Annotated in this window: 24 protein-coding genes and 1 pseudogene; 14 read left to right on the plus strand and 11 right to left on the minus strand. The window is 60.1% G+C overall.

The window, feature by feature from the left end:
* The first annotated feature begins 284 nt into the window (after nt 1–284).
* The 3 genes from lolB to prs all read left to right on the plus strand — a co-directional run bounded on the left by lolB (nt 285) and on the right by prs (nt 2893).
* Nucleotides 285–908, plus strand: coding sequence for a lipoprotein insertase outer membrane protein LolB (gene lolB / locus AWX27_RS03330; RefSeq protein WP_060419378.1), 624 nt, complete (start codon nt 285–287; stop codon nt 906–908).
* Entirely contained in the window at nt 905–1771 is an 867-nt protein-coding gene (gene ispE / locus AWX27_RS03335) for a 4-(cytidine 5'-diphospho)-2-C-methyl-D-erythritol kinase (protein ID WP_060419379.1), read from the plus strand. Before lolB ends, ispE begins: the two co-directional genes overlap by 4 nt.
* 174 nt (nt 1772–1945) lie before the next feature.
* A complete protein-coding gene (gene prs / locus AWX27_RS03340; RefSeq protein WP_004941061.1) occupies nt 1946–2893 on the plus strand; it encodes a ribose-phosphate diphosphokinase in 948 nt (315 codons plus the stop codon).
* A 185-nt stretch (nt 2894–3078) separates the two neighbouring features.
* Here the strand turns inward: prs and ychH are convergent, their stop codons facing one another.
* The gene (gene ychH, locus AWX27_RS03345) at nt 3079–3357 is read right to left on the minus strand and encodes a stress-induced protein YchH (RefSeq protein WP_025160276.1); all 279 of its coding nucleotides are present in this window, start codon (nt 3355–3357) and stop codon (nt 3079–3081) included.
* 301 nt (nt 3358–3658) lie between these two features.
* On the opposite strand from ychH, the gene pth reads away from it, so the two are divergent.
* On the plus strand, nt 3659–4249 hold the full coding sequence (gene pth, locus AWX27_RS03350) for an aminoacyl-tRNA hydrolase (RefSeq protein WP_004941053.1): 591 nt from the start codon (nt 3659–3661) through the stop codon (nt 4247–4249).
* 37 nt (nt 4250–4286) lie between these two features.
* On the opposite strand, the gene AWX27_RS03355 is transcribed toward pth, so the two are convergent.
* Nucleotides 4287–5816: a SulP family inorganic anion transporter gene (locus tag AWX27_RS03355; RefSeq protein ID WP_060419382.1), complete on the minus strand. Its 1530-nt coding sequence runs from the start codon at nt 5814–5816 to the stop codon at nt 4287–4289.
* A 334-nt stretch (nt 5817–6150) separates the two neighbouring features.
* On the opposite strand from AWX27_RS03355, the gene ychF reads away from it, so the two are divergent.
* Both ychF and AWX27_RS03365 read left to right on the plus strand, forming a co-directional pair.
* A complete protein-coding gene (gene ychF, locus AWX27_RS03360; RefSeq protein ID WP_004941048.1) occupies nt 6151–7242 on the plus strand; it encodes a redox-regulated ATPase YchF in 1092 nt (363 codons plus the stop codon).
* Nucleotides 7243–7520: 278 nt separating this feature from the next.
* Nucleotides 7521–8051 (plus strand): hypothetical protein, encoded by a 531-nt coding sequence (locus tag AWX27_RS03365; protein WP_060419384.1) that lies wholly within the window; start codon nt 7521–7523, stop codon nt 8049–8051.
* Between the two features lie 459 nt (nt 8052–8510).
* Here AWX27_RS03365 and AWX27_RS03370 read toward each other — a convergent pair.
* Nucleotides 8511–8939 (minus strand): annotated as a pseudogene (locus AWX27_RS03370) (tautomerase family protein).
* 189 nt (nt 8940–9128) lie between these two features.
* On the opposite strand from AWX27_RS03370, the gene AWX27_RS03375 reads away from it, so the two are divergent.
* Nucleotides 9129–9599 carry a winged helix-turn-helix transcriptional regulator gene (locus AWX27_RS03375; RefSeq protein WP_208523541.1) on the plus strand — a complete coding sequence of 157 codons (471 nt, stop codon included), beginning with the start codon at nt 9129–9131 and terminating at the stop codon, nt 9597–9599.
* Nucleotides 9600–9606: 7 nt separating this feature from the next.
* Here AWX27_RS03375 and AWX27_RS03380 read toward each other — a convergent pair whose 3' ends face one another.
* Nucleotides 9607–10287 (minus strand): helix-turn-helix domain-containing protein, encoded by a 681-nt coding sequence (locus AWX27_RS03380; RefSeq protein WP_225528900.1) that lies wholly within the window; start codon nt 10285–10287, stop codon nt 9607–9609.
* A 375-nt stretch (nt 10288–10662) separates the two neighbouring features.
* Here AWX27_RS03380 and AWX27_RS03385 point away from each other — a divergent pair, with 375 nt between their 5' ends.
* The 6 genes from AWX27_RS03385 to AWX27_RS03410 are packed head-to-tail and all read left to right on the plus strand — an operon-like array spanning nt 10663 to nt 17595.
* Entirely contained in the window at nt 10663–11196 is a 534-nt protein-coding gene (locus AWX27_RS03385; protein ID WP_015377562.1) for a fimbrial protein, read from the plus strand.
* Nucleotides 11197–11255: 59 nt separating this feature from the next.
* Nucleotides 11256–12008, plus strand: a complete 753-nt coding sequence (locus tag AWX27_RS03390; protein ID WP_230200971.1) for a fimbrial biogenesis chaperone — start codon at nt 11256–11258, stop codon at nt 12006–12008.
* 20 nt (nt 12009–12028) lie between these two features.
* The gene (locus tag AWX27_RS03395) at nt 12029–14563 is read left to right on the plus strand and encodes a fimbria/pilus outer membrane usher protein (protein WP_060419390.1); all 2535 of its coding nucleotides are present in this window, start codon (nt 12029–12031) and stop codon (nt 14561–14563) included.
* A gap of 28 nt (nt 14564–14591) precedes the next feature.
* Nucleotides 14592–15932, plus strand: a complete 1341-nt coding sequence (locus AWX27_RS03400; protein ID WP_060419392.1) for a fimbrial protein — start codon at nt 14592–14594, stop codon at nt 15930–15932.
* Nucleotides 15932–16684, plus strand: a complete 753-nt coding sequence (locus AWX27_RS03405) for a fimbrial biogenesis chaperone (RefSeq protein WP_226908246.1) — start codon at nt 15932–15934, stop codon at nt 16682–16684. The genes AWX27_RS03400 and AWX27_RS03405 overlap by 1 nt, the downstream gene beginning before the upstream one ends.
* Nucleotides 16685–16728: 44 nt before the next feature.
* Entirely contained in the window at nt 16729–17595 is an 867-nt protein-coding gene (locus AWX27_RS03410; RefSeq protein ID WP_060419394.1) for a hypothetical protein, read from the plus strand.
* Between the two features lie 6 nt (nt 17596–17601).
* Here the strand turns inward: AWX27_RS03410 and AWX27_RS03415 are convergent, their stop codons facing one another.
* The 7 genes from AWX27_RS03415 to ebgR all read right to left on the minus strand — a co-directional run bounded on the left by AWX27_RS03415 (nt 17602) and on the right by ebgR (nt 25232).
* The gene (locus AWX27_RS03415; RefSeq protein ID WP_060419396.1) at nt 17602–18195 is read right to left on the minus strand and encodes an ATP-dependent Clp protease proteolytic subunit; all 594 of its coding nucleotides are present in this window, start codon (nt 18193–18195) and stop codon (nt 17602–17604) included.
* 45 nt (nt 18196–18240) lie between these two features.
* The gene (locus tag AWX27_RS03420; RefSeq protein ID WP_060419398.1) at nt 18241–18570 is read right to left on the minus strand and encodes an SRPBCC family protein; all 330 of its coding nucleotides are present in this window, start codon (nt 18568–18570) and stop codon (nt 18241–18243) included.
* Nucleotides 18567–18881, minus strand: a complete 315-nt coding sequence (locus AWX27_RS03425) for an ArsR/SmtB family transcription factor (protein WP_047727753.1) — start codon at nt 18879–18881, stop codon at nt 18567–18569. The genes AWX27_RS03420 and AWX27_RS03425 overlap by 4 nt, the downstream gene beginning before the upstream one ends.
* 101 nt (nt 18882–18982) lie before the next feature.
* Nucleotides 18983–20485, minus strand: a complete 1503-nt coding sequence (locus AWX27_RS03430; RefSeq protein ID WP_060419400.1) for an amino acid permease — start codon at nt 20483–20485, stop codon at nt 18983–18985.
* Between the two features lie 58 nt (nt 20486–20543).
* Complete coding sequence (locus tag AWX27_RS03435; protein ID WP_055312129.1) at nt 20544–20996, minus strand: beta-galactosidase subunit beta; 453 nt, start codon at nt 20994–20996, stop codon at nt 20544–20546.
* Complete coding sequence (gene ebgA / locus AWX27_RS03440) at nt 20993–24082, minus strand: beta-galactosidase subunit alpha (protein ID WP_060419402.1); 3090 nt, start codon at nt 24080–24082, stop codon at nt 20993–20995. The genes AWX27_RS03435 and ebgA overlap by 4 nt, the downstream gene beginning before the upstream one ends.
* Nucleotides 24083–24251: 169 nt before the next feature.
* Nucleotides 24252–25232 (minus strand): transcriptional regulator EbgR, encoded by a 981-nt coding sequence (ebgR, locus tag AWX27_RS03445; protein WP_060419404.1) that lies wholly within the window; start codon nt 25230–25232, stop codon nt 24252–24254.
* A gap of 336 nt (nt 25233–25568) precedes the next feature.
* Between ebgR and ygjJ the strand changes: the two genes are divergently transcribed.
* A complete protein-coding gene (gene ygjJ, locus AWX27_RS03450) occupies nt 25569–26639 on the plus strand; it encodes a protein YgjJ (RefSeq protein ID WP_060419406.1) in 1071 nt (356 codons plus the stop codon).
* The last annotated feature ends 1 nt before the right edge of the window (nt 26640 follow it).

Raw genomic sequence — 26640 nt, forward strand, 5'->3', positions numbered from 1 at the left:
AACAAAAACCCCCGGCAGCATACCGAGGCAAACATCAACCAAACGCTAACGGCGGTCACCCCGCCGTATCGAAAATTGTTGCCCCCGGACAACGGCACGAAACGATTGTGTTAATCTTAATGACGCCCCAATGCGCGTACCGGGTTGGCATTGCGCCAGTAAAAGCGGCAAGATTCAACGCGATGCAGCAAAAAATTGACGCGCCGCCGCCGCCCCGTTAGCGTGAGCGCTGAATCCGGGTTTCGTCGCGCATGCCCGCAAGGACAAAAGGACAAGAGAAAGTTATGCCAATACGCAAAGTTAGTTTGCTCCGTCTGATCCCGCTGGCCAGCCTGGTGCTGGCCGCCTGTACCACCACCAAGCCGACCGGCCCGGCCACCAGCCCGACTTCACCGCAGTGGCGCGCCCATGAGCAGGCGGTGCAGCAGCTCAGCACCTATCAGACCCGCGGCTCCTTCGCCTACTTGTCTGATCAGAAAAAAGTCTACGCCCGCTTCTTCTGGCAGCAGTTCTCACCGGAGCGCTATCGTCTGCTGTTGACCAACCCGCTGGGCAGCACGGAAATGGATCTCAACGTGCAGAAAAACGTGGTGCAGCTGACCGACAACCAGGGCAAACGCTACGTCAGTGACAATCCGGACGAGATGATCCGCAAGCTGACCGGCATGGCGATCCCACTGAACAACCTGCGCCAGTGGATGCTCGGCCTGCCGGGCGAAGCCAGCGATTTTGCGCTGGATGACCAATATCGCCTGAGCAAGCTGACTTACCAGCAAGGCGGTCAGACCTGGAAAGTGGATTACCAGGGCTACAGCAACGAGGTGCAGCCGACGCTGCCGAACCGCCTGGAACTGCAGCAGGGCGAGCAGCGCATCAAGCTGAAAATGGATAACTGGACGCTCAAATGATTCGCCAGTGGCCCTCCCCCGCGAAACTCAACCTGTTTCTGTACATCACCGGCCGTCGTGAAGACGGCTATCACCTGCTGCAGACGCTGTTTCAGTTCTTGGACTACGGCGACACCCTGACCATTGACCCGCGCCAGGACGACCGTATTCATCTGCTGACGCCGGTCGACGGCGTGCCGGACGAACAGAATCTGATCGTGCGCGCCGCCCGCCTGCTGCAGCGCTATTGCGATGAGCGCGGCCTGCAGACCGCACCGCGCGGCGCCGACATCAGCATCGACAAGCGCCTGCCGATGGGCGGCGGCCTGGGCGGTGGCTCCTCCAACGCCGCCACCGTACTGGTGGCGCTCAACGAACTGTGGCGCTGCGGTCTTGGCGACGACCAACTGGCCGAGCTGGGGCTCAGCCTCGGCGCCGACGTGCCGGTGTTCGTGCGCGGCCACGCCGCCTTCGCCGAAGGCATCGGCGAGCGTCTGCAGCCGGCCGAGCCGCAAGAAAAGTGGTATCTGGTAGCGCATCCCGGCGTCAGCATCCCGACGCCGGTTATCTTCGGTGACCCCGAATTGAAAAGAGACACCCCGGTTCGCTCCTTAAGTGAGCTGTTGCAGGCGCCGTACGCAAATGATTGCGAACCGATCGCAAGAAAACGTTTTCGCGAGGTTGAACAGCTTCTTTCATGGCTGTTAGAATACGCCCCGTCACGCCTGACTGGCACAGGTGCTTGTGTGTTTGCTGAATTCGACACAGAAATCGCCGCCCGTCAGGTGTTAAATCAAGCCCCGGAGTGGTTGTGTGGTTTTGTAGCGCGCGGCGTTAACGTCTCCCCACTACATCGCATTCGTTCCGGGCGGTTTGAGTCGTAGCTCAACGTTTCGCTGCGCAGGGTCATGCACACCTGGCCCTGTTATCCCTGCGCTGCCTGCGGTCTCAATTTTAGTTTTACATACCCGTATGTATATTGCGCCGGCGTCGCCGACTGCCCCTTGGCGATGTCGTATGACAATATCTTCTCTGGACGCAAGCCTGAGGTTCTTCTCGTGCCTGATATGAAGCTTTTTGCTGGTAACGCCACCCCGGAACTAGCACAACGTATTGCCAACCGTTTGTACACCAGCCTTGGTGACGCCGCTGTAGGTCGTTTTAGCGACGGCGAAGTGAGCGTGCAAATCAACGAAAATGTACGCGGCGGTGATATTTTCATCATCCAGTCCACCTGTGCCCCGACCAACGACAACCTGATGGAACTGGTTGTGATGGTCGACGCCCTGCGTCGCGCCTCCGCAGGTCGTATTACCGCCGTTATCCCTTACTTCGGCTATGCCCGCCAGGATCGCCGCGTGCGTTCCGCGCGTGTGCCAATCACCGCCAAAGTGGTTGCCGATTTCCTCTCCAGCGTAGGGGTTGACCGCGTTCTGACGGTGGATCTGCATGCTGAGCAGATTCAAGGCTTCTTCGACGTACCGGTAGACAACGTGTTCGGCAGCCCGATCCTGCTGGAAGACATGCTGCAGCAGAACCTGGAAAACCCGATCGTGGTTTCCCCGGACATCGGCGGCGTAGTGCGTGCCCGCGCCATCGCCAAACTGCTGAACGACACCGACATGGCCATCATCGACAAACGCCGCCCGCGCGCGAACGTGTCTCAGGTGATGCACATCATCGGTGACGTGGCAGGCCGCGACTGCGTGCTGGTCGACGACATGATCGACACCGGCGGTACCTTGTGTAAAGCGGCTGAAGCGTTGAAAGAACGCGGTGCCAAGCGCGTATTCGCCTACGCGACGCACCCGATCTTCTCCGGCAACGCCGTGGACAACATCAAGAACTCGGTGATTGATGAAGTGATCGTCTGCGACACCATTCCGCTGTCGCCGGAAATCAAGGCACTGAAAAACGTTCGCACTCTGACCCTGTCCGGCATGCTGGCTGAAGCCATCCGCCGCATCAGCAACGAAGAGTCGATCTCTGCGATGTTCGAGCATTGATTCGTCGTCTTTCCGGTGCGGCGCCCACCGTGCCGGAAAGATAGCGTGCCCGACAGCAGAAAAAGAAAAACCCGTTGGTGCGTGAGCAACAACGGGTTTTCTACTCGTAGTCCAACATGACCTCAAACCTTAATGCACGGCAGATATTCCCTTGCCCTGCTCTCGCTTCCCTTCTGATTTTTTAATCAATGCGACGAACGATGTTGGTCGTTACGGCACCGTTTATCAAAGTGTTTTACCCACCAGTAGCGATCCGCCACTTGCTCGCGGCCGCCGATACGCGCGCCCACCAGCCACAACAGCGCGCCGACGAAGATACTCATGATGGCGCCGTGGGCGAAAAATTGCGGTAAATCGAACTGAGATACTTCAGCAATAATGGAGTATCCGACGCCGCCGATCATCACGACCAGGCCCAGCCCCATAAAAAAGTTGCCCATTCTGTCCGCGTTTCTACGTTTCATATGCCACCTCCATGATTGCCATGTGCCAACCGGGATAACGCTGCAACTTGTTAACCCACTTTGATAAGTTAAGTATAGTCCTTGTGGCGGCAAGGGGATTGCGGAGGCGATCACAAATGGTAAAGAATTATTGACACTTCTTAACACGCCGCTGAAAATTAGCGGACAAATTGAATTATTCAGCTAATGAATCATTCGTCTTTCTTACCTACGGTGACGGCGGAGATCGGATTTTGTCATTCGCTGCCCCGGCAGGTAGACTAAGGCCCTTTCTATTACCCTGATCATAGCGAATCTCCCAGTGAGCAGTATTAAATTGATAGTCGGCCTGGCCAACCCGGGCGCGGAATATGCCCAGACGCGCCACAACGCCGGCGCCTGGTACGTCGATCTGCTGGCCCAGCGCCACAATCAGCAGTTGAAAGAAGAAAGCAAGTTCTTCGGCTACACCGCCCGCTTGAACCTGGCGGGCAACGACGTGCGCCTGCTGGTGCCGACCACCTTCATGAACCTGAGCGGCAAAGCGGTGCTGGCGATGGCCAACTTCTACCGCATCGAGCCGAACGAGATTTTGGTGGCGCACGACGAGCTGGATCTGCCGCCCGGCGTGGCCAAAATCAAGCTCGGCGGCGGCAACGGCGGCCACAACGGCCTGAAGGACATCCAGAACAAGTTCGGCAACAACCCGAACTTCTACCGCCTGCGCATCGGCATCGGCCATCCGGGCGACAAGAACAAGGTGGTGGGCTTCGTGCTCGGCAAACCGCCGGCCAGCGAGCAGAAGATGATTGACGAAGCGATCGACGAGTCGCTGCGCTGCACCGAGATGCTGATGAAGGACGGGCTGGAAAAAACCGTTCAGCGCCTGCACAGCTTCAAGGCGCAGGCCTGAACCTTGCCGCAGCGGGCGCCCTGCCCGCTGCCTGCATTTAGCCGCGCGGGTTGAAGGTCTCCTCGCTCACGCGGCGGTCATCGGCGGTGAAGCCCTCTTCCGCCACGTAATACTGCGGATCGTCCAGCTCATGGCTGCAGAACGGCCCGGCGCGCTTGAGCAAGCGCACGCAGTCACCGCTCAGGTGGCGCAGCCGAATGCTTTTTCCCGCCGCCAGATAACGCGCCGTCAGCTTATCGATCGCCTCTACGCCGCTGGAATCCATCACCCGGGTGCCGGCAAAATCCAGCACCACGTTCTGCGGATCGCTCTGCGGATCGAACAGCTCGGCGAAAGCGGCAGCGGAGCCGAAGAACAGCGGGCCATCGAGCTGATACACCGCCACGTCGCCCGTCACCTGCCGCTGGCGCACGCGGATGCGCGCCTGCTGCCAGGCGAACACCAGCGCCGAGATAATCACCCCGCTGATCACCGCCACCGCCAGATCGGTAAAGATGGTGATCAACGTGACGGCGATCATCACCAGCGCGTCCGCCTTCGGCATGCGGCGCAAACGGCGCAGCGAGCTCCACTCGAAGGTGTTGTAACACACTACCAGCATCACCCCGGCCAGCGCTGCCACCGGCAGCAGGCCGATATAGCGCGACAGGCTGACCACGAACAGAATCAGCAGGATGGCGCCCACCGTGCCGGAGAGGCGCCCGCGCCCGCCCGAGGTAAAGTTGATGATCGACTGGCCGATCATCGCGCAGCCGGCGAAGCAGCCGAACAGGCCGCATACCGCATTACCGGCGCCCTGCGCGATGCTCTCGCGGTTGCCGTTCCCCTTCTTGCCGCCCATTTCATCCAGCACCGTCATGGTCAGCAGCGATTCAATCAAACCGACCAGGGCGATCACCACCGCATAGGGCAACACCACCCGCACCATCTCCAGAGTGAACGGCGCCGTCGGCAGGCTAAAGTGCGGCAGCGCGCCGGAAATGTCCGCCAGATCGCCCACCCGCAGCGTGTGCAGATTGAGGCCGATCGCCAACGCCGAAACCACCAGCAGCGCCGCCAGCGAAGACGGAATGGCCTTGGTCAGGCGCGGGAACAGCACCACCACCGCAATCGCCAGCGCCACCAGGCCGTACATCAGCGGCCCCTGCCCGGCGATCATCTTCAGCTGCGCCAGCATGATGACGATCGCCAAACCGTTGACGAAGCCGTGGATCGCCGGCAGCGGCACCAGACGAATGAACTTGCCCAACCGGAAGGCGCCAATCAGGATTTGAATCGCCCCGGCAAACAGCGTGGCCCACAGCACGTAGCCCATGCCGTACTGCGCCGCCAGGCTCATCAGCACCACCACAATGGAGCCGGCGGCGCCGGAAACCATGCCCGGCTTGCCGCCGAACAGCGCCGTGACCAGGCCGATGATAAACGCGGTATGCAAACCGACGATCGGCGAAAGACCGGCGACCAGCGAAAAGCCGACCGCCTCGGGGATCATCGAAACCGCCACCACAAAGCCCGCCAGGACTTCATTTTTAACGTCCGCGATCCTGACGTTACTCAGGTTAAACATGCATTATTCACTTATGACAGATGACATCATCTCCCCGCGTAGCGGGTATGGGGTACCGCAAGGCGCGGCAGACTGCAGGCGGGCACAACTCAGGGTGGCGTAGGCAAGAAATACATCCGGCGCGTTTCCTGTCGGTTAATCGGAACGGCCAGTATGGGTAAATGTGATCCAAATCTCAAATAAAAACCTGCCGCGGGCGCTGGGCTCGCCCCGGCCAAACAAGTCTGATCGAGATAAACGCCCATTACGTGTATAATGGCGGCATTATTTTGCCCTTTATGCAGTCGATTAAACCTAACCGGCTGATAGTTAAGATATTTAAGGTGATTACAACATGGGATTCAAATGCGGTATCGTCGGCCTGCCTAACGTAGGCAAATCCACCCTGTTCAACGCGTTGACCAAAGCGGGCATTGAAGCAGCCAACTTCCCGTTCTGCACCATTGAACCGAACACCGGTGTGGTGCCGATGCCCGATCCGCGTCTGGATAAGCTGGCCGAGATCGTCAAGCCGCAACGCATTCTGCCAACCACCATGGAATTCGTCGACATCGCCGGCCTGGTGAAAGGCGCGTCCAAGGGTGAAGGCCTGGGCAACCAGTTCCTGACCAACATCCGCGAAACCGAAGCCATCGGCCACGTGGTGCGCTGCTTCGAGAACGACAACATCATCCACGTCAACAACAAGGTCGATCCGGCCGAAGACATCGACGTCATCAACACCGAGCTGGCGCTGTCTGACCTGGACACCTGCGAGCGTGCCATCCACCGCGTGCAGAAGAAAGCCAAAGGCGGCGACAAAGACGCCAAGGCCGAGCTGGCGGCGCTGGAGAAATGCCTGCCGCACCTGGAAAACGCCGGTATGCTGCGCGCGCTGGATCTGACTGCAGAAGACAAAGCGGCGATCAAATACCTGAGCTTCCTGACCCTGAAGCCGACCATGTACATCGCCAACGTTAACGAAGACGGCTTCGAGAACAACCCGTACCTGGACACCGTGCGTAAAATCGCCGATGCCGAAGGCTCCGTGGTAGTTGCCGTGTGCGCCGCTGTGGAATCCGATATCGCCGAGCTGGAAGACGAAGAGCGCGACGAGTTCATGGCCGAGCTGGGCCTGGAAGAGCCGGGCCTGAACCGCGTGATCCGCGCCGGTTACGAGCTGCTGAACCTGCAGACCTACTTCACCGCCGGCGTGAAAGAAGTACGCGCCTGGACCATCCCGGTCGGCGCCACCGCCCCGCAGGCGGCCGGCAAGATCCACACCGACTTCGAGAAAGGCTTTATCCGCGCGCAAACCATCGCCTTCGACGACTTCATCACCTACAAGGGTGAACAAGGCGCCAAAGAAGCCGGTAAAATGCGCTCAGAAGGTAAAGACTACATCGTCAAAGACGGCGACGTGATGAACTTCCTGTTCAACGTCTAACCCCTTCCCCGCAGCGTATTTCTCCGCTGCCGGAAACGGAAAAATCCACGCTTCGGCGTGGATTTTTTTGTCTCTCGATTCTGCGTGTTAGCGCTCTGGATAAGAATCTAATGTTAAAAGTGCAACGTACTGAACGTTACGATGAGCAACGGACAGTTTTATTCAGTAGGCCCCTCATCCAGAATGATTAAATTTTCTGCTATTCAATACTTTAATATCTGTATTAAGATGACTTCACAATCTTTGGTTAATTAGTGAGTTAGATAAGGATTCTAGCGATGCCTCTACCTGACCGAATGAGACCCACAAAAGTCAGTAGCAAAAAGATCAATGAGCTGGCAAACAAAGCTAAGCAGATACTTTCAAGAATTGACGAAGGTTTTGACGAACAAGATTCCGTTTTAGAAGCAATGATAGTCGAATGGAACAGCCAGGTTGCATGCCCCTATGCGTTTTCAGATTTCAGAGATTTCTCCTCCTGGACCAGTGCCAGGGAGTTCACCCGCATGGCTTTCAATCTGGAAAAATTCTATGCGGATTTTACCTGGGATGAATTGGTTCAAACACTTCGCTGTGTGTCTGATGCCAAAAGTAAGGAATCCGAACAAAATTTCGCTCTTGCACTGCTTGAGAAAAATTTTGATGGCAATCCATCAGACCTCATTTTTTGGCCGGATGAATGGTTCCAGGATCCTGATATGTTCCATGTTGACCTGACAACCGAAGAGATTGCCGGCTATTTAATGGCCCGCTCTGGCAGGTATTTAGCTGATGCGCCTGAAATAGAGTTAAAGTATCCGATCCCATGATCAATGCTTAAAGAACGGTACTGGCCTCTTTTCCAATCTGAACGCTCAATATTAGATGTTTGTGCGGCTTAAAGCGGCCTAATCCTAAAGGCTTTCCATATAGTTGAATGCGTTCATCAGCTCTTTTTCAGTTAACGGTGATTCCAGATTTGAGCCTGACTCTTTCTCAACTTTTATTAGAAGCTCACTGCGAGTCATTCCCAATCGGTTCGCCACATGGTTAGCACAACTGCGCGCGTGAGACGCTCTCTGTGCCAGCGACATTGCCGTATTCAACACTTTTTCCTCGCTGATGAATGAGACATGGCTTCTCCCTGCAAGCGACATTTTTATCCATTCTAACACTTCCGAAAAACAGCCTCTTGGAGGCTGCCTTTCAATTTCTTTCGGCAGATACAGTACGCATTATTTCATAGTCCACAAGCGTTTACCGTTGCTCATTATGTCCATTTCTCGCGGTTATCCCCCCTCCCACACCGAAGGCCGGTTCTCGCTGCGCCATTTCTCCCCCGCCGTCGTTCCCGGCGCCGGGGGCTTCAAGCCTTCGATAGTCCACAGCGAGAACGGCGTTTCGTCCACGTGCAGCTCCCAGCGCAACCCGCGCGCGGCAAGGTAGGGTTGCAGGATGCGGGTGCAGGCCGCCAGGAATTGCTGCTGCTATGCGTCGTTGTCCATGGCGCGCGCAATATGGTCGATGGTCACCCGCACGAAGTCATCAGCCGGTTCGCCGCCGAGATAGGCCGAACCTGGCGGCAGCGCGTGGAAGAAGACGTTGACGTAGAAGCGCGGCAAAAAGTCCTGGTACAGGGCGGTGACCTTCTGCGCAATCGCGCGTTTATCGGCGGCGCTGAAGGCCGGCTCAGGGTGGTAAATCTGCCACAGTGGCATAACGTTTTCTCCTCGGTAAAGCTGCGGGGTATCGACAATCGTTCTGGCCGGCAGCCTGTGTCAAACAAAACTCCAATAATAATAGTAATAACTCCAATCATTGAAGTTATCAAGCCGAGGCGATAAAATTATCCGCATTAGGGCGGCAAACGGAGGCAAGGCAACGTGAAAGCAAAAGGGTTTGAAGGTATGACGTGCTCGGTGGCCCACGTGCTGTCGGCATTGGGCGATCGCTGGGGCGCGATTCTCATGCGCGATCTGTTGCTGGGGCTCTCGCGCTATGACGATCTGCGCCAATCGACCGGCATCACCAACAACACGTTGGCCGATCGGCTCAAGGCGCTGGAAGGCAGCGGCCTTATCGAAAAGCGGCAATACCAGACGCGCCCCGATCGCTACGAGTATCTTCCGACGGAGAAGGGAAAAGATCTCGGGCTGCTGGTGATGGCGATGATCCAGATTGGCGACAAGTGGAACCTGTCCGAGCTGGCCGGGCCGCCGCTGCGCGTGGTCGACCGTGCGACTGGCCACCCCGCCACCCTGCGCGTGGTCGATGCCGTGACCGGCGAATCGCTGCCGCCGCAAAACCTGGCGCTGGCCGCCGGGCCCGGCGCCGATGAGATCACGCGATGGCGGCTGGCCGTCGGCAAAACCCGCTAACGGCGCGCTACAACAGCGCAATCATCTTCAGCAGTTCAACCCGATTGCGGATGCCGAACTTTTTGCCGGCGTTATTGAGGTGCGAATAAACGGTTTTCGGGTGCAGGTTAAGCCGCCGCGCGGTCAGGCGGATATCTTCGGTGCGGGCGGTTTCACACAGCACCGCTGCCTCGCCAGGCGTGATTGCCGCCGCCCGCTGCCGGTTCACCACGTGCCGTTCGCTCGTCTCCTGGCGGGCCAGCGTTGCGCAGGTCTCTCGCACCACCTGCAGCGCTTCCCGTTTGTGCAAAATCGCATCCGGCTGCGCCGCAGCGATAAACGCCAGGATCAGCGGTGAAGTCTTATCGATGAAGAACAGTAACCGGACGTCTTTATATTCACTGCGTGAATATTTAATGAATTTTAAATACGCCTCGAACCGGTAAATCTCCTGGGGAAACTCCATAATAATTAAATCAGGCGCCGGGCTTATATTTTTAATGATATTCATATTGGGTGAGGATAAGGTTATCACCCCACCGCCCAATAATGTTTTCATGCCCAGCCGGCACAGCGGTGAACCATCGATATAAATCACTCTCACTTTAATTCTCCTTATCAGCATGGACGCATGCTTCCACACCTCAGGCGGCTTGTCGCTGCTCTTTTTTGGGGTAATTCGCCTGCAAAGCACACCGATATAAAACATCTTGATAACATGTTTTTCAAATAATCACGCAACCGTCAGCACGTTGATTAATACGCAAAAAAGGCATGAATGTTTCAAATTATTTCAATCACAAAAACTGGCGATCCAATAAAATCGCAACGTAATGATATAGATCTATTTTCTATTTTGTATGATATAAGCACAAATGAAAAAAAATGTAACAGCAGGCCTTCTCGTCTTATTGCCTTATTCAAAACACCTATAGGGAAAATTCTTAGTTTGTTAGGATGAAAATCCATGTTTGCCGACGCGTTTAAAAAACAATTGCGCAACATGATTAACCCACAACCGCACGTCAGTAATTTATTACTGTCAGGAAAGCTTTTCTCTAAAGTAAATTAAAGGGCATTTCACATGAATGTTAAATTAGTCGCATTATCCATGCTGGCTCTCTCCGGCGCCTGTGCGGCCGCTTCGTCCAATACGGTGCAATTTAAAGGCGAAGTCAGCACGCAAACCTGCTCGGTGAATATTAACGGCAACCAATCCAACCCGGTCGTTCTGCTGCCGACCGTCGCCGCCAGCAAACTCGCCACCAAAGGCGCCACCGCCGGCGACACCACCTTCACCGTCAACGTGACCGGCTGTGCGGCCGCAACCAGCGATACGGCGATCAAAACCGTGCTGGCGGGCAACAACCCGACCACCAACGGCAACCTGGGCAACGCGGGCGATGCGGCCAAAGTGTCCATTCAACTGCTGGACAGCGATGCCACCACGCCACTGTCGTTCGCCAGCGGTTCGACCGTCACCACGTCGGCGATGACGCTGGCCAAAGACGCCACCTCCACCTCGCAGAACCTGGTGGCCCGCTACTACGCGGAAGACACCGGCGTGGCGGCCGGTTCGGTGATCGCCACCGCACAGTTCGCCATTAGCTACAAATAAGCCGGCGTCAGGCGCCATACCTGTTGATGCCAGCGCCGCCCTTCGCCGGGCGGCGCTGAATGACTCGCTCCCTTTATCGGTTCACGTTTATGCCGCAGATAACCCGCTCCGCCCGCCGATGGGCCGCCCTGTCGCTTTGCATGATGAGTTTTGCCGCTACCCACGCGTCGGCCAGCGTGACGCTGCTCGGCAACCGCGTGATCTACCCCGCCGAGGCGCGGGAAAAAACGCTGCAGTTCACCAACGACGACGGCACCCCGGCGCTGATGCAGATCTGGCTCGACATCAATAACCCCAAATCCACGCCGGAAAACGCCGATGCGCCCTTTGTCGCCTCGCCGCAAATCTTCCGCATGAATCCGCACAGCGGGCAGATGGTGCGGCTGTCGTTCGTCGGCCAGCCGCTGCCGCGCGATCGCGAATCGCTGTTCTACCTCAACTTCCTGCAGGTGCCCGCCGTGCGCCAGACGGACAGCGACAAGAACAAACTGCTGCTGGTGGTCACCAATCGGCTGAAGGTGTTCTATCGCCCCACCGGGCTGGCCGGCGACGCCAACCACGTCATCGATCGGCTCAGCCTGCGCCAGGCCGGTAACGCGCTGCGCGTCGACAACCCGACCGGCTACTACGCCAACGTCAGCCAGGCCGCGATCCTGAGCGGCGCGAAGCGCATCACCATCCCGCAGGCGGATCTGATCCCGCCGTTTTCGCAGGCCAGTTGGCCGGTGAACGGGGAGGTGCGGCAGGTCGCACTGCGCGTCATCAATGACTATGGGGTGGAAATCTCACGCACCCTGGACGTCGCGCGCTGAAACCAGACAGGGAGGTTTTCATGTTCGATGTCCGCAAGGCGACGCCGCTGCCTGCGCGCTGGTGTTGCGCGCTGCTGGCGCTGCCGCTGGGCTGCGCCGCCGCCGACGGCTATACCTTCGATCCCGCGCTGCTGCGCGGCAGCGTGCTGAGCAACAGCGCCCTGAGCCAGTTCAACCAGCAGGACGCCGTTGCTCCCGGCAGCTATCAGATCGATCTGTACCTCAACGGCCAGTTTCTCGAGCGCGACCAAATTCGCTTCGTGCGCGCAGGCCAGCAGGTGCTGCCCTGTTTCGATCGGCCGCAGTTGGCGCGCTTCGGGCTGAAAAATCCGCCGGCGGCCGCCGAAGCAGAATGCCTGCTGCCCGGTCGGGATCTCAAGGACATCGCGGTGAACGCGGACATTTCGCGGCTGCGGCTGGATCTGAGCATTCCGCAGGCGCTGTTGAACGGCCAGCCGCGCGGCAGCGTCAATCCCGCCAGCCTGGACAGCGGCGAATCGATGGCCTTCGTCAATTACAACCTCAACCAGTACCACGTCAGTTATCGACAGGGGCAAACCCGCGATCTCGACTCGACCTACGCCAACCTGAACGGCGGGTTCAACCTCGGGCTATGGCGCTACCGCCAGCAGTCCAGCTACCGCTACGATCGGGAGTTCGGCGGCCACCTGGACACCAGCCGCCGCTACGTCCAGCGCGCAATTTTGCCCTGGCGCAGCGAAATGCTGTTGGGCGAAGGCTTTACCGACGGGCACTTCTTCTCCGGCCTGGGATTTCGCGGTATTCAGCTCAGTTCGGACGACCGCATGCTGCCGGATTCGCAGCGCGGCTATGCGCCGGTGGTACGCGGCGTGGCGAAAAGCAACGCGCGCGTGACGGTGCTGCAGGGCAAAAGTACGCTGTATGAAACCACCGTCGCGCCGGGGCCGTTCGCCATCAACGATCTGTACGCCACCAACTACGCCGGCGATCTCACCGTGGTGGTGACGGAAGCCGACGGCAGCGTCAGTACCTTCACCGTGCCGTTCGCCGCGGTGCCGGAATCCATCCGCCCCGGTCAGTCGCGCTACTCCGCGATCGTCGGCCGTTCCCGCTACGTCGGCGACAACGATCTGTTCAGCGAAGTGACCTGGCAGCACGGCCTGACCAACGCCCTGACCTTCAACCTCGGCAACCAGCTGGCGGACGGTTATCAGGCGATGATGCTGGGCGGCGTGTACAGCAGCTGGCTGGGCGCCTTCGGCATGGACACCACCTATTCCCACGCCAGCCTGCCGGAAGGCGGTGCCTCCGGCTGGATGCTGCACCTCTCTTACAGCCGAACCTTCAGCCCGACGGACACCACCTTATCCATCGCCGGCTACCGCTACTCCACCGAAGGCTTTCGCGATCTCAGCGACGTGCTCGGCGTACGGCGCGCCGCCACTACCGGCCAAAACTGGCAGTCCGACTCCTACCGCCAGCGTTCGCGCTTCGAGGTCGCCGTCAATCAGGGGATGGGGACGTTCGGCAGCCTGACGATGTCCGGCTCGACTCAGGACTACCGCGATCAGCGCGGCCGCGACAATCAGCTCCAGCTGGGCTGGGGAAAAACCTTCGGCAACGGCGTGGCGCTTAACCTCTCCGTCACCCGCACCCGCAGCCTGGGCTACAGCAACGGCGACTACCGCGGCTACGGGCCGCTGGATAACGTCTACAGCGCGCCGCTGGCGCAGAACGCGCAGACCGTCACCGCCCTGTCGCTGAGCTTCCCGCTCGGCCGTTCGTCATCCGCCCCCAGCGTCTCGCTGTTGGCCAACCACAGCCAGGGCCAGGGCGGCAACTATCAGGCTGCGCTGTCGGGCAGCGTCGGCGACGAACAGCCGGTCAGCTACGGCCTGAACTTCACCACCGATGACGATCGCCAACAAAGCATCTGGGGCGGCAACCTGCAAACCCGTCTGCCTTACGCCAACGTCACCGGCTCGTTCTCCACCGCGCGCCAGTACCGACAAGGCTCCCTGTCGCTGCAGGGGGCGGTGGTGGCGCACCGCGGCGGCGTGACATTAGGGCCGTATGTCGGCGATACCTTCGCCCTGATCGAGGCGCCCGGCGCCAGCGGCGCACGGGTGATGGACGGCCAGGGTGCGCGCGTCGATCGCTTCGGCTACGCCCTGGCACCGTCGCTGGTGCCCTATCACTACAACACCGTCGCGCTGAATCCCGAGGGCATGAACGATAAAGCGGAACTGGAAGACGGCCAGCGGCGCGTCGCTCCTTATGCAGGAGCCACGGTGCGCCTGCACTTCAACACCGTGCGCGGCCAGGCGCTGCTGATCACCGCGCAGCGGCCCGATAACGCACCGATCCCGATGGGCGCCAACGTCCTTGACGCGGCAGGCAACAGCGTGGGCATGGTCGGCCAGGCCAATCAGGTGTATCTGCGCAGCGACCGGAATGCCGGTGCGCTGACGCTGAACTGGGGCGACGCCCCCGGCCAGCAGTGCACGCTGCATTATCGCCTGCCCGCCGGGGAAGACGGCCCGATTCAACGGCTCAGCGCCCCGTGCCGCTAGCCCGTTAAACTTATTTTCAGGAGAGACGATGAAACGCATTTTTTACCCGATCGCCGCCCTGGCGCTGCTCGCCCTGTCGCTGTTCGGCGCGCCCGCCGCGCTGGCGCAATGCACCCGGGTCGCCCCCTGGATCGATTCCGGTTGCGATCCCTGCGGAGTGGGCACGGCGCTGGGCCGGGTCAATTTGACCAGCACTTACCTGCAGCCCGTCGGCACGCCGCTCGGCACCAGCGTGTTCGACTTCACCTCCGGCACGCGCTATCCGGATCCCAACAAGGTGCTGTATGAATGCGACGCCGGCGACGCGGGACAGATCTATGAAGTCTTCGCCACCAACGGCGACGATCGCGTCGGCGGCTATTACGATCTGGGCGCCCAGGACGGCAACCCCAACTACTACGCCACCTACTTCCCCTACGTCGGCATCCGCCTGACCCATCTGGATTCCGGCAAGGTTTTTACCCGCTACTGGCAGTCGGCGCCGATTACCCGCTACGCCACCGTCGGCAGCAAAATTCAGATCCGGGTGAAAGACTTCAGCGCCATCCGTGCCGATCTGATCCGCATCAGCTCGCTGCCGGGCGCGGGCGCCAGCAACTACTGTGGCTACAGCGCCGGCAACCCGCTGGTGGGCATGGCCTCGACCACCGGCAATTCGAACTATACCTGCACGCAGCCGAACGGCTATGTCACCTTTCAGGGGCCCGGCATCGCCTCGGATCCTATCGGCAGCGACTCCGCCACCAACTACGCCACCTGGGGCACCGGGCGCTGGAACGCGATGGGCATGGGCACCGCACCCATCTCCTCCTTGACCTATACCGCCACCTGCGTGGCGCGCAACGTCACGCCGCTGGTGATCCTGCCGACCATTTCCGTCAGCCAGCTGACCGCCGGACAAACCTCACAGGCGCAGTTCACCATCAATATCGAATGCGACAACGCCGCCGTGTCCGGCGTCAGCAGTAACAATACCGCCCTCGGCCTGCAGGTACCGTATGAAAGCTATGTCGCGGCGCAGCAGCTCGGGCTGGTCAGCGCCAACGGCGGCGTGAGCTACCTGCTCTCCAGCGGCTACGGCACAGACAGCAGCGTCGCCACCGGCGTGGGCATCGCACTCGCCAACGCCGGCAACGGCGCGCCGATGAACTTCGTCGGCTGGGCGCGTTGCAGCGCCGGGCAATGCCCGCAGGGCAACGACGCCGGCTGGTACCCGGTGCTCAACGGCGCCAGCGGCGGCGGCAGCACCGCGGCGGGGTTTACCCACTACACCACCCAGCTCACCGCCACGCTTGCCCGGCTGCCCGGGCAAACCGTCACCGCCGGCAAAGTGGACGCCAGGGCCTACGTCTGGGTTAAGGTGCAATAATGATGAGAAAGAAATATCTGACAATGGGATGCGCCCTGCTGCTGGCGCTGGCGGCCATGGGCGCGCAGGCAGGCATCATCGCCTCCGCCACCCGGGTGATTTTCCGCGAGGGTGACACGGAAAAAACCCTGATGTTGCTCAACACCAACGGCTATCCGATCGTGGCGCAAACCTGGGTCGATAACGGCGACGTCAATGCCGCCCCCGAACTGTCGCGCGCGCCGTTTGTCACCCTGCCCAGCGTATTCGCCCTGCCGCCTTCGGCGCTGAAAGGGCTGCGGATCCTGTTTGCCGGCGCGGCCCTGCCCACCGACAGGGAGTCGGTGTTCTGGCTTAACCTGTATGAGATCCCGCCCAGCCAGCCGACCACGCCGCCGCTGGCGTCGCGCGTGACGCTGGCGATGAACACGCAGATGAAAATCTTCTACCGCCCCAAAGCGCTAAAGGGAAACGCCGAAAACGCGGCCGAGGCCGTCTCGTTCTCGCTGCAAAAATCGCCGGGCGGCTATCTGCTGCGCTGCCACAACCGGTCGGCGTTTTATCTCTCCTTCGCCCGCATAAGCATACACATAGGAAAACGTGATTACCCGGTGCGGCAAGAAAGCGACATGATGACCGCGCCGTTCAGCATGCGAGATTATCACCTCGACGGCGTTGCGGCGCCGACACTCCCTTCACAGATCACCGTTCAGGCCACCCTCATCAACGACCAGGGCCAACAGATCGTCAAGTCATACACAGCAAACCCATAACGATAAAAAGCAGCACATTTTTTAAGTACAGGAAATAGGGAAAAATGAGTCTAAGCAGATTCCAGCTACAGTTTCACCTGGAGAAACAGGCCAACAACATCAGGCAGTCACCGGGATTTCACGCCGCCATCGTCAAACACGGGGAGTTGTTGAAAGAGACCTACAAGAAGCATCCGCTGTTTTACAAAATCATCTTCAGAAACAGCCGGTTCATCATTTGTTCCACCATCCTGTCCATTTACTACCACCAGCCCGCCGCCGGGCTGAAAGACATCAAAGCCTTTTTTAAAGGAAAGAACATGATCAGCGAGAACTCCCTGGACTCCTTTCTGTTCTTTTTGCGGGTCGGCCGCCGGCTGGAGGTCAAACCCTGCGAACATGACAAACGCCAGCTGCGCTATAAGCCTACGCCGCACGCGCTGGCGGAAACCCAGGCGCTGATCGCCTCCATGGCGCGGCCCTATCAGGCGCTGGCGCCACAGATGCCCATCGCGGCGCTGCTGGCGGCGCCCGACTTTCTGCCCACCTTTTTCGCCGCCTACGGGCAGCTGATGCTCAAGGAGATCTACCTGATCGATCTGGTGCCGCAATCCGGACTGTTTATCAGCAAGGACGCCGGCCACATGGTGCTGCTGATGCTGCATATCGAAAGCATCCGGCAGGACTCCCCCTTTCTGCTGCTCTCCTCGGCGAAAATCGCCAAGTCGTGCTCCGTCTCACGCGCGCACGTCAATCGCATCCTGCAGGCGGCGGAAAAATCGGGCCTGCTGACCACCACCAATAACGTAGTGATCGAACTCAACAGCTCGTTCTTTATCATGGCAGAGCGCTATTTCAGCCTCTATTTCGCGATGGTCGAATTCGGGCTTGAACGGGTTTGGCACACGCCGCAGGCCGCCGAGCCCCGCTGAGCCGTTTTACCGCTCCCGCAATACCTTATCGATCAACCCCCAGGCCGCCGCTTCGTCGGCGGTCATAAAGCGATCGCGATCCAACGCCAGCTCCACCGCTTCATCACTCAGGCCGCAATGTTGGGCGTACAGCCGGATCACCCGGTCTTTGGTGCGCTTCATCTCTTCGGCGTGGATCAAGATGTCGGAGGCCTGCCCCTGAAAGCCGCCCAGCGGCTGGTGCACGTGCAGGCTGGCGTTGGGCAGCGCCATGCGGTGCCCCGGCTCGCCGGCCATCAGCAGGAACGAACCCATCGAACGCGCGGTGCCCATGCACAGGGTATGCACCGGCGCGCGCAGGTACTGCATGGTGTCGTAAATCGCCAACCCGCTGGTGATCGCCCCACCCGGCGAGTTGATGTACAGATGGATCGGTTTTTCCGGGTTTTCCGCCTCCAGAAACAGCAGCTGGGCGCACAGCATTTCAGCCACGTCGTCGTTGACTTCACCGTTGAGGAACACGATCCGATCGCGCAGCAGGCGCGAATAAATATCAAAGGAGCGTTCTCCCCGGCTGGTCTGTTCCACCACCATCGGGACGAGCATCATCTTCTCACGCATCGGTGAACTCCTGGGTTGGCAACAAAGGGAAGTGTGTTTAACGCGTCAGGCGGCGCGCATCACCGTCGTCGGGCCGTCGTTGGCGGCGTCGAGCTGGTGAATAATCCGCAGCAGGCTGCCACCGCCGGCATCCGGCACAATCTGCAGCGTCACCACGCTTTCGCGGAACGGCGGTTGGTCGTCGCGCAGGCGATAGCTCACCGCCTCGCCCGGCGTGGTGGCCAGCGGCTCGGCCTGCGCCAGGTCGCCCGTCGGCAGCCACTGCTCGCGCAGCTCGGGAATGCTGAGCGCCCGCCACACTTTTTCCGGCGGCGCATCGAGCGAATATTCCAACACCAGCCGATCGTGCGGCGGCGGCTCAGCCCGTTTGTTCATTGATCCATGTCCTTCAGTAAGGTTTGCAGCGCGTCGATGCGCGCTGGCCACCAGGCGCGATACTTCGCCAGCCACTGGGCGATCTGCGCCAGCCCGTCCGGGTCGACCTGATAATTGACGCAGCGCCCCTGCTTCGCCTCGCGCACCAGCCCGGCATTGCGCAGCACCGCCAGGTGTTGCGACATTGCCGACTGGCTGATGGGCAGCCCTTCGCGCAGCGCGCTGGCGTTCATGCTGCCGGCGGCGAGTTTGTCGAAGATGGTGCGGCGGGTCGGATCGGCCAACGCTTTGAAGATGTCATTTTCGTTCATATAAACACATTAGTATTCACTTATGTATTATGCAAACGCAGACGTGGATTTTTTACACAAGCGAGACTCCGCGCCTGAGCGCGGAGCCGATAGAGGAGAGATTACAGCGGCTTATTGCAAGCGGGCGTGGTCAGCGCGGGTTGCCCGGCCTGCGCCCCTTCCTGCGCTTCCAGCGCGAGGCGCGCCAGCGGCATGTCTTCGTGGTAGCGCGCCTCGGCGTTCAGGGTCTTCGAGTAGCGGTTGTACTTCCACCAGGCGTATCCCAGGAACACCACCAACCCGCCGACGTTATAGAACACGATGGTCATGATGCTGGCGCCGGTCGGGAACGTCGAGGCGAAGAAACCGACGGTGAAGATGGCGATCAGCACGCTGACGATGGCGATGCCCTGCAGGCGCGAGCCCATTTTGAAATCGCGCGCCACCCGGTCGTACTTCAGCCGCAGATTCAGGTAGGCCAACATGATGAACAGCGGCGGCAGCATCGAGGCGGCGGCGGTCATGTTGATCAGCGTGTTCATCAAATCCTGCACGCTGCTGGAACCCAGCGTCGGGATCAGCATCAGCGGGATGACGATGAAGAACTGGATCCAGGCCGCGCGCGTCGGCACGCCGTGCCGGTTCAGGCGAATGGTTTTCTCGCCGAAAATGCCCTTCGGGATCTCGGTGAAGAAAATCTTCACCGGCGCCGCCGTCCACATCAGCAGCGAGCCGAACATGGCGGTGAAGGAAACGATGCCGACAAAGCGGTTCATCAGCACCGTCGGCAGGCCGAAGTGCGCCGACAGGCCTTCGAACACCTGAACCGTGCCGCCGGTAAAGTGCAGATCGGTGCGATGCACGAATACGTTAATCAGCAGCGAAGACACCGAATACAGCACGCCGATGAACAGCCCGGAAACGATGATCACCTTCACGAAGGCGCGGCTGCCGCCTTTCACATCGTTCACGTACACTGCCACGGACTCCGCCCCGCCCGCCGCCTGGAAGATCCAGGCGGTAATGCCGAGGAACGCCCAGTTGAAGTTTGGGGTCATCGCCTGCACGTTGATCGGGTCGGCCGGCTCGATGCCGCCCAACACCGCCGCGCCCGCCAGAACGATGTAGGAAAACGTCAGCAGCAGCATCAGCGACGAAGTGACGGAGGTCATCGGCCCCAGCAGTTTTGCGCCGCTGTTGGAGATGTAGGTCGAGAAGGCGAACAGGAAGATGCTGATGATCGCCGTGGTCAGCGGGGTAAACACATAGTCATAGCCCAGGAACGCGTAAGAAGCGTAGGCAATGACGCGCGGCAGCAGCGCGGTAAAAAAGAACAGGTTTACGAACCAATAGGTGTAGGCGGTGATAAACGCCCAGCGCCCGCCGAGCGCGCTTTTCACCCAGGCATAAACGCCGGCCTCGGAGTTGCGGTTGAGCGAGACGAATTCGGCGATGATCAGGCAAAAGGGAATGAAGTAAATGATCGTCGCCACCAGGAACACCGGCGACGAGGCGATGCCGAGCTGAATATTGTTGTTAATCACGTTGTTGAAACTGAACACTGCCGCAAACGTCATCGACAGCAGACCAAACTTGCCGATGGTGTTTCTGTTCGACGCAGCCATAGAGATTCTCCGAATGGTGTAGGGGACTTCGGTTTGTTGTTATCGATCGGCGAGCGCGCTATTTATTGACGAAATAGCTGTCTTCCACCGTCACTTTTAAAATGACTTTTTTTACCTTGCCGCTTTCTGCGAAGCGGTGAGCCTGGTGGTTTTCGAAGATCACCACGTTGCCTTTGCCGACCCGGCGCCTCTCGCCTTCGCCGCTGAAAAACTCGCGGTCGGTTTCATCCTGATAGGGCGCCACCGTCGTCAGCGCCCGTTTGTCGGCAACCTCGACGGTCTCTTCCCCGTCGAGGTAATAGTGCACGTCGAAGTAACGGCGGTTGCCCTCCAGCCAGCCGTGCTGGCGGCCGGCGCCGACGCTCAGCCGATACGTCAGCGAGTCGCCGATCGAATGGCACACGTTTGGGCTGATGCGCTCGACATTGGCGATCGCTTCCATGCAGCGCAGCCACTTCTTGCCGCTGTGATAAATGCGCTGGAACTCCGCCAGGGATTCGAGAATGATCATACGTTTTCCTCCGCAGACTGCGGGTGGTGGTGAGCGGGCGCGAAGTCATAACCGGCGAGCGCGGCGCCCTGCGTTTGCCGCCCGTCGAACGGCACCAGCGTGAAGCCGTAGCTGAACGGCGCCAGATAGACCCGGTGGGTATCCAGCACTTCGGAGCCCCAGGAGTTGGAGCCGAGGCCGAGGATCTGGTCGTCCAGGTTCAGCGTCAGGCAGTCGCTCGGTTCCAGCTCGTTGATGTGTTGGGCCTGGTGCAGCATCTCGGCGCTGTAAGGCCACAGGCTGAAGTTGATCGGCCGCCGCGGTTGGATGAAGATCCCCTTGCCCGCCGCGTCCTGCAGGCTCAGCCAGCGCACGTCCTGCCGGTTGCCGTTGTCCTGCGGGAACGGATAGTGTTCGAACAGCGCGTCGGCGCACTGCCGGTAGTGGCCGATGAGGTTGGCCCGGCAGCTGTCGCGGTAGTTCTCGCCCGGCCCGCGGCCGTAGTATTCCACCTGCACGAAGCGGCGACTGATGCCGAAATCGAGACCAATTTTCGAGATAATCTGCCGGAAATCGCCGTAAGGCTCACCGGACAGATCCAGGCTGACGTAGCCCTGCGGGGAGATGCGCCAGCGGTAGGTGCAGCGCATGCCGAAGTCGAACACCGGCGGCGCAATCAGGCTGTGCACCTCGAGCAGCAGATCTTCGCCCTGCCATTGCCGGCTGAGGCGGCGGAAGTGCTGCTGCATGATGGGGAAATGTTGCGGCAGCCAAATCCCCTCATATTCCTGTTTATGGTTATCGATCACCGGTTTGAAGAAGGTGATGCGCGGCGCGCGCCCCACCATTTCTTCATCGTCTACCCGCCACGACAGCAGTTCGCCGCTCAGCAGCGAGAACGCCAGCTGGAACCGGCCGCCGCTGACGAGCAGCTGATGATTCTCCTCGCGGCATTGCAGCGCCGGCGCATCGGCCAACGGTGGAGCCGGTCGCCGCGTCGCCGCCTGGCGCAGATGCTGGTAATGCCCCAGCCGCTGGCCGCTCTCGCTGTAGCGGGTGGCGCTGTCCTTATGCACCGCCACGTCGATCAGCGTTTCCCCCTGCCCCAGCGCCAACACCGGCAGATGCATGTCTTCGCTCTCGCCCGGCTGTAGATGCGGCAGCTTGAATTCGTAACTTGCCACCTGGCGGCCGTCGGTCTTGACGCTGACCTTCAGCGTGATGTCCGCCAGCGAGCTGAACCAATAGCGGTTTTTCACCCGCAGCACGTCACCCGCGCCCTCTTCCGCCGTCACCTCCACCGGGCACAGCACCTGCTGGTATTCCCGCAGGCCGGGGCCGGGGCGCTGGTCCGGATAGATCAGGCCGTCCATGCAGAAGTTGTAGTTGTTCGGGTAGTCGCCGTAATCGCCGCCGTACTGATAGCGCTCGCGCCCCTGCTCGTCGTGGCTCAGCAGCCCGTGATCGCACCACTCCCAGATGTAGTGCCCCTGCAAACTGGCGTGACGGTTGAACACCGACTGGTATTCGAACAGCCCGCCGGGGCCATTGCCCATCGCGTGGGCGTATTCGCACAGGATGCGCGGTTTGGGGTGCGGGTATTCGCCGAAGGCGTTCATCATCGCCACGCGGGAATACATGGTGCTGATCACGTCGGTCACTTCGGCGTCACGATCTTCTTCATAGTGGATCAGACGAGTCGGATCGAGCGCCTTGCAGCGCCGGGCCATGGCGCGAATGTTGCAGCCGTAGCCGGACTCGTTGCCCAGCGACCAGATGATGATCGACGGGTGGTTTTTCTGCGCCGCCACGTGGCGCTCGATGCGCTCGACGTAGGCCTGCTCCCAGCGCGGATCGTCGGTGATGCGGCTCAGATCGCCGACGTTGGCGAAGCCGTGGCTTTCCAGATCGGTCTCCGCCATCACGAACAGGCCGTAGAGATCGCACAGCTCGTAAAAGCGCGGATCGTTGGGGTAATGGGCGGTGCGCACCGAGTTGATGTTGTGCTGCTTCATCAGCACGATGTCGCGCTCCACCCGCGCCATATCGACGGCGCGCCCTTTGCGGTGATCGTGATCGTGGCGGTTGACGCCGTGCAACTTGAGGTAGCGCCCGTTGACGTACATCAGCCCGTCGCGCACCGCGATCTCGCGGAAACCCACCCGCTGCGGCACCACGCCCAGCAGGTTGCCGGCGCCGTCATACAGGCTGAGCAACAGCTGATACAGGTAGGGATTTTCCGCATTCCACTGCTGCGGGCGGCTGACCGGCAGTTCGAAACGGCAGCTCAGCGCCTGCTCGATGCGCAGATCGTCGCGCCACTGCTCCGCCACGCAGCGATCGCCGTCGAACAGCTGCGCCTGCAGGCGGCAGCCCTCGGCGGCCTGCACACCGAGATGGCGCAGCTCGGCATCGATCGCCAACTGCGCGTCGCAATAGCGCTCATCAAAGGTGGTGACCAGCGTCAGGTCGTGAAGGTGAGTGGCGCTCTGGCCGATCAGATAGACATCGCGGAAGATGCCGGCCATCCACCACATGTCCTGATCTTCGATGTAGGTGGAATCGGCCCACTGCATCACCCGCACCGACAGCAGGTTCTCGCCCTGCCGCACATAGGGGCTGATGTCGAACTCGGCGCACAGCCGGCTGCCCTTGCTGAAGCCGACATAGTCGCCGTTAACGTACACCTCGAAGTAGGTTTCCACGCCGTCGAATTTGATCAGCACCTGCTGATCTTGCCAGCCGGCGTCGAGCGTAAAGGGGCGCTGATAGGCGCCGGTGGGGTTGTTGGTCGGCACGTAAGGCACGTCGATCGGGAACGGGAAGCCCTCGTCGGTGTACTGCAGATGGCCGTGCCCTTCCAGCTGCCACATGCCCGGCACCGCCATATCGCCCCAGTCGTTCATCGGCTCCCGATAAAACGCCGCCGGCACCTGCGCCGGGTGCTCGAAGAAGCGAAAACGCCAGCGGCCGCTCAGCAGCTGGAAGCGCCGGCTGGCGTTGCGATCGAAGCTCAGCGCCTGCCCGGCGTCCGCGTAGCTGAAGAAGCTCGCGCGCGGTGCCAACCGGTGCTCCGACTGTTTTTCAATGTTTTCCCAATTATTCACGTCACGTCTCCCGACACCTGTGCAATGCGGAAACGATAGTAAATATTTAGTAAAAACTACAGTTGATATTTACCAAATGACGACAGGATCACAATAAATCTCAAATGCCTTTTTTTATCATGACGTTAATTTTGGGCGCCAACGCAACGCCCCGCCGAGGCGGGGCCGGTCAGGCGACGGTGGTGTCGCGCAGCTGCAGCGAGCTGGGAACGAAGATCGACAGCGGGACGGCGCGCTCATCGCGCAGCCGCTCCGCCAGCAGGTTGACGGCCTGTGCGCCCATGGTCTCCGAAGGGATGCGCACCGTGGACAAGGCGGGGAAAATAAAGCGGGCGGTGGGAATGTCGTTGACGCTGATCAGCGCGATCTGCCCCGGCACCTGAATGCCGTGTTCGTGCAGCGCACGCAGCACGCCGATCGCGATCGAATCAGTCGCCACCAGCAGCGCCGGCGGATAGCCATTCTTGCTCTGCAACATCGCTTTGGCGCACTGGTAGCCCGACTGGCTGCTGAAATCACCGTGGTAAATGTCCTGCGCTCGCACCACGTTTTGCTGCCGGCCATACTCGACGAACGCCTGCTCGCGCTGGTCGATGCCGGCCGGATCGTCGCGCCCGCCGATAAAGCCGATGCGCTGATAGCCGCGGCCGATGAAGTAGTCGATCACCTTGCGGCTGATCTTGTACAGGTCGACATTGACGCAGTCGAACCGCTCATCCTCCACCACGCCGTCGATGAATACGACCGGCGTTTCCTGCTGCCTGAGCTGCTCATACAGCGCGGGCTGTGGCCGGCCGATCACCAGGAGGCCATCGGCCACCGGCAGCGCCTTGTCGCCGTTGAAGTCATATCCGGCACTCAGCGCCACGCCCAGCTTTTCGCACTGCGTTTCGATGCCGTAGCGCATCGCCAGGTAATAGGGATCGTTGATCTCCACGCCCTGCGTATAGGTGAACAGCGCGGCGAAATGCAGGCGTTGCCCGCTTTGCCGTTTGGAAGGTGCAACCTTGTATTCGAGGCGCTCCGCCGCTTCCAGGATCTTCTGGCGGGTTTGCGCCTTCACGCTCAGGGTGGGGTCGTCATTCAACACGCGTGAAACGGTGGCGACGGACACATTAGCGGCTTCAGCAATTTCCTTCAGTGTGGCCATAGAGTCCCAATGCACAGACGAAAAACGGTAGCTTAATCGGATAGCGCCACGGCGTACAGCGCCGCCCGCCTCCTCTCCTTCCCAGACCGGGCCAGCGCACGCTCATGCCAGCCGTTGCCGGGCGCCTGCAGCGAAAGATACCCATTTCGCCCGCTGTGATCAAGTTAACGATTTACTGATTTAAGCGTATTTTTTACTAAATATTTTACTAATATACCTGCCGTTTACTGCCCCATGAGGGCGGACTTTTTCTCTTCTCCCAGGGATCCGGGAGCGACCTCGCGTGAGCCGCCGCTCGGCTGACGTTCCGATCCATCCAACACCAGGCTATGCCCCATGAAATCACTAAGCCATCACGCCCTGTTGCCCTTGTTGCTGCTCGTTAATGCGCCCGCCTGGGCGGCGCAGGAACCGGTGACCCCGGCGGAGCGCAATCAGCTCCCGCCACCGCCGCTTCCCGATAGCACCGCGACCGCCCTGCGTTTTTACGGCGAGCTCGGCATCGGCGGCAGCGTCTATTTGAACGGCGAACATCAGCATCAATACAGCGACGGCACCTATATCGAAGGTGGCCTGGAGATCAAACGGGGACACTGGTTCGGCCTGATTTACGGCGAAGGCTGGACCGTGCAGGCGGACAGCCAGGGCCACGCCTGGACGCCGGACCACAGCTGGGGCGGCTTCGAGGGTGGATTGAACCGCTTTTACGGCGGTTACCGCACCGACGACGGCACCGAGATGATGCTCAGCGTGCGCAACGATTCGTCGCTCGACGATTTGCAGTGGTGGGGCGACTTCACGCCGGAGTACGGCTACGTGCTCCCCAACACCCGCGATCTCAGCTACGCCGCCAAGCTGCAAAACCTGACCGGGCGCTTTCGCTACAGCGTGACGGCGGCCCCGGAAAGCCGCATCGACGAGAGCAAGGCACTGCTGCACTTCGGTAAATACGACCGCTATTCCGACAAGTATACCTACCGGGCGATGGCCAATGGCTACACCCAGTACGACCTGCAGGAGAATCTGACGCTGCTGACCGGCCTGGAAGTGACCGACGGGCTGGGGCAGCTGTTTCTGCTGGGGCTGCGCGGCAAACACCTGGCCGGCCGCGTCTGGCACCACACCGGCAAAGGCGACAGCGGCGGCCATCCCGGCAGCGAATCGGGCCTGATGCTCAGCGCGATGACGGAAACCGCCAAAGGGCTGTATCTCTCCAGCGCCTACAGCTACGCCCGCCACCGGTTTGATCGCGCGGCGGACACCGCCACCTCATACGCCCAGTTTGGCGTCTGGTACGAATACGCCGGCGGCAAACTGGCCACCGCGCTGGACAGCAAATTCTTCATGCGCAACGACAGCACCGGTGCCAGCAACTCGGTGTTTCTGATGCAATATTTCTATTGGTAAC

Origin of the sequence: Serratia sp. 2880STDY5682894, assembly GCF_001537385.1 — a bacterium.
Classification (GTDB): domain Bacteria; phylum Pseudomonadota; class Gammaproteobacteria; order Enterobacterales; family Enterobacteriaceae; genus Serratia; species Serratia nevei.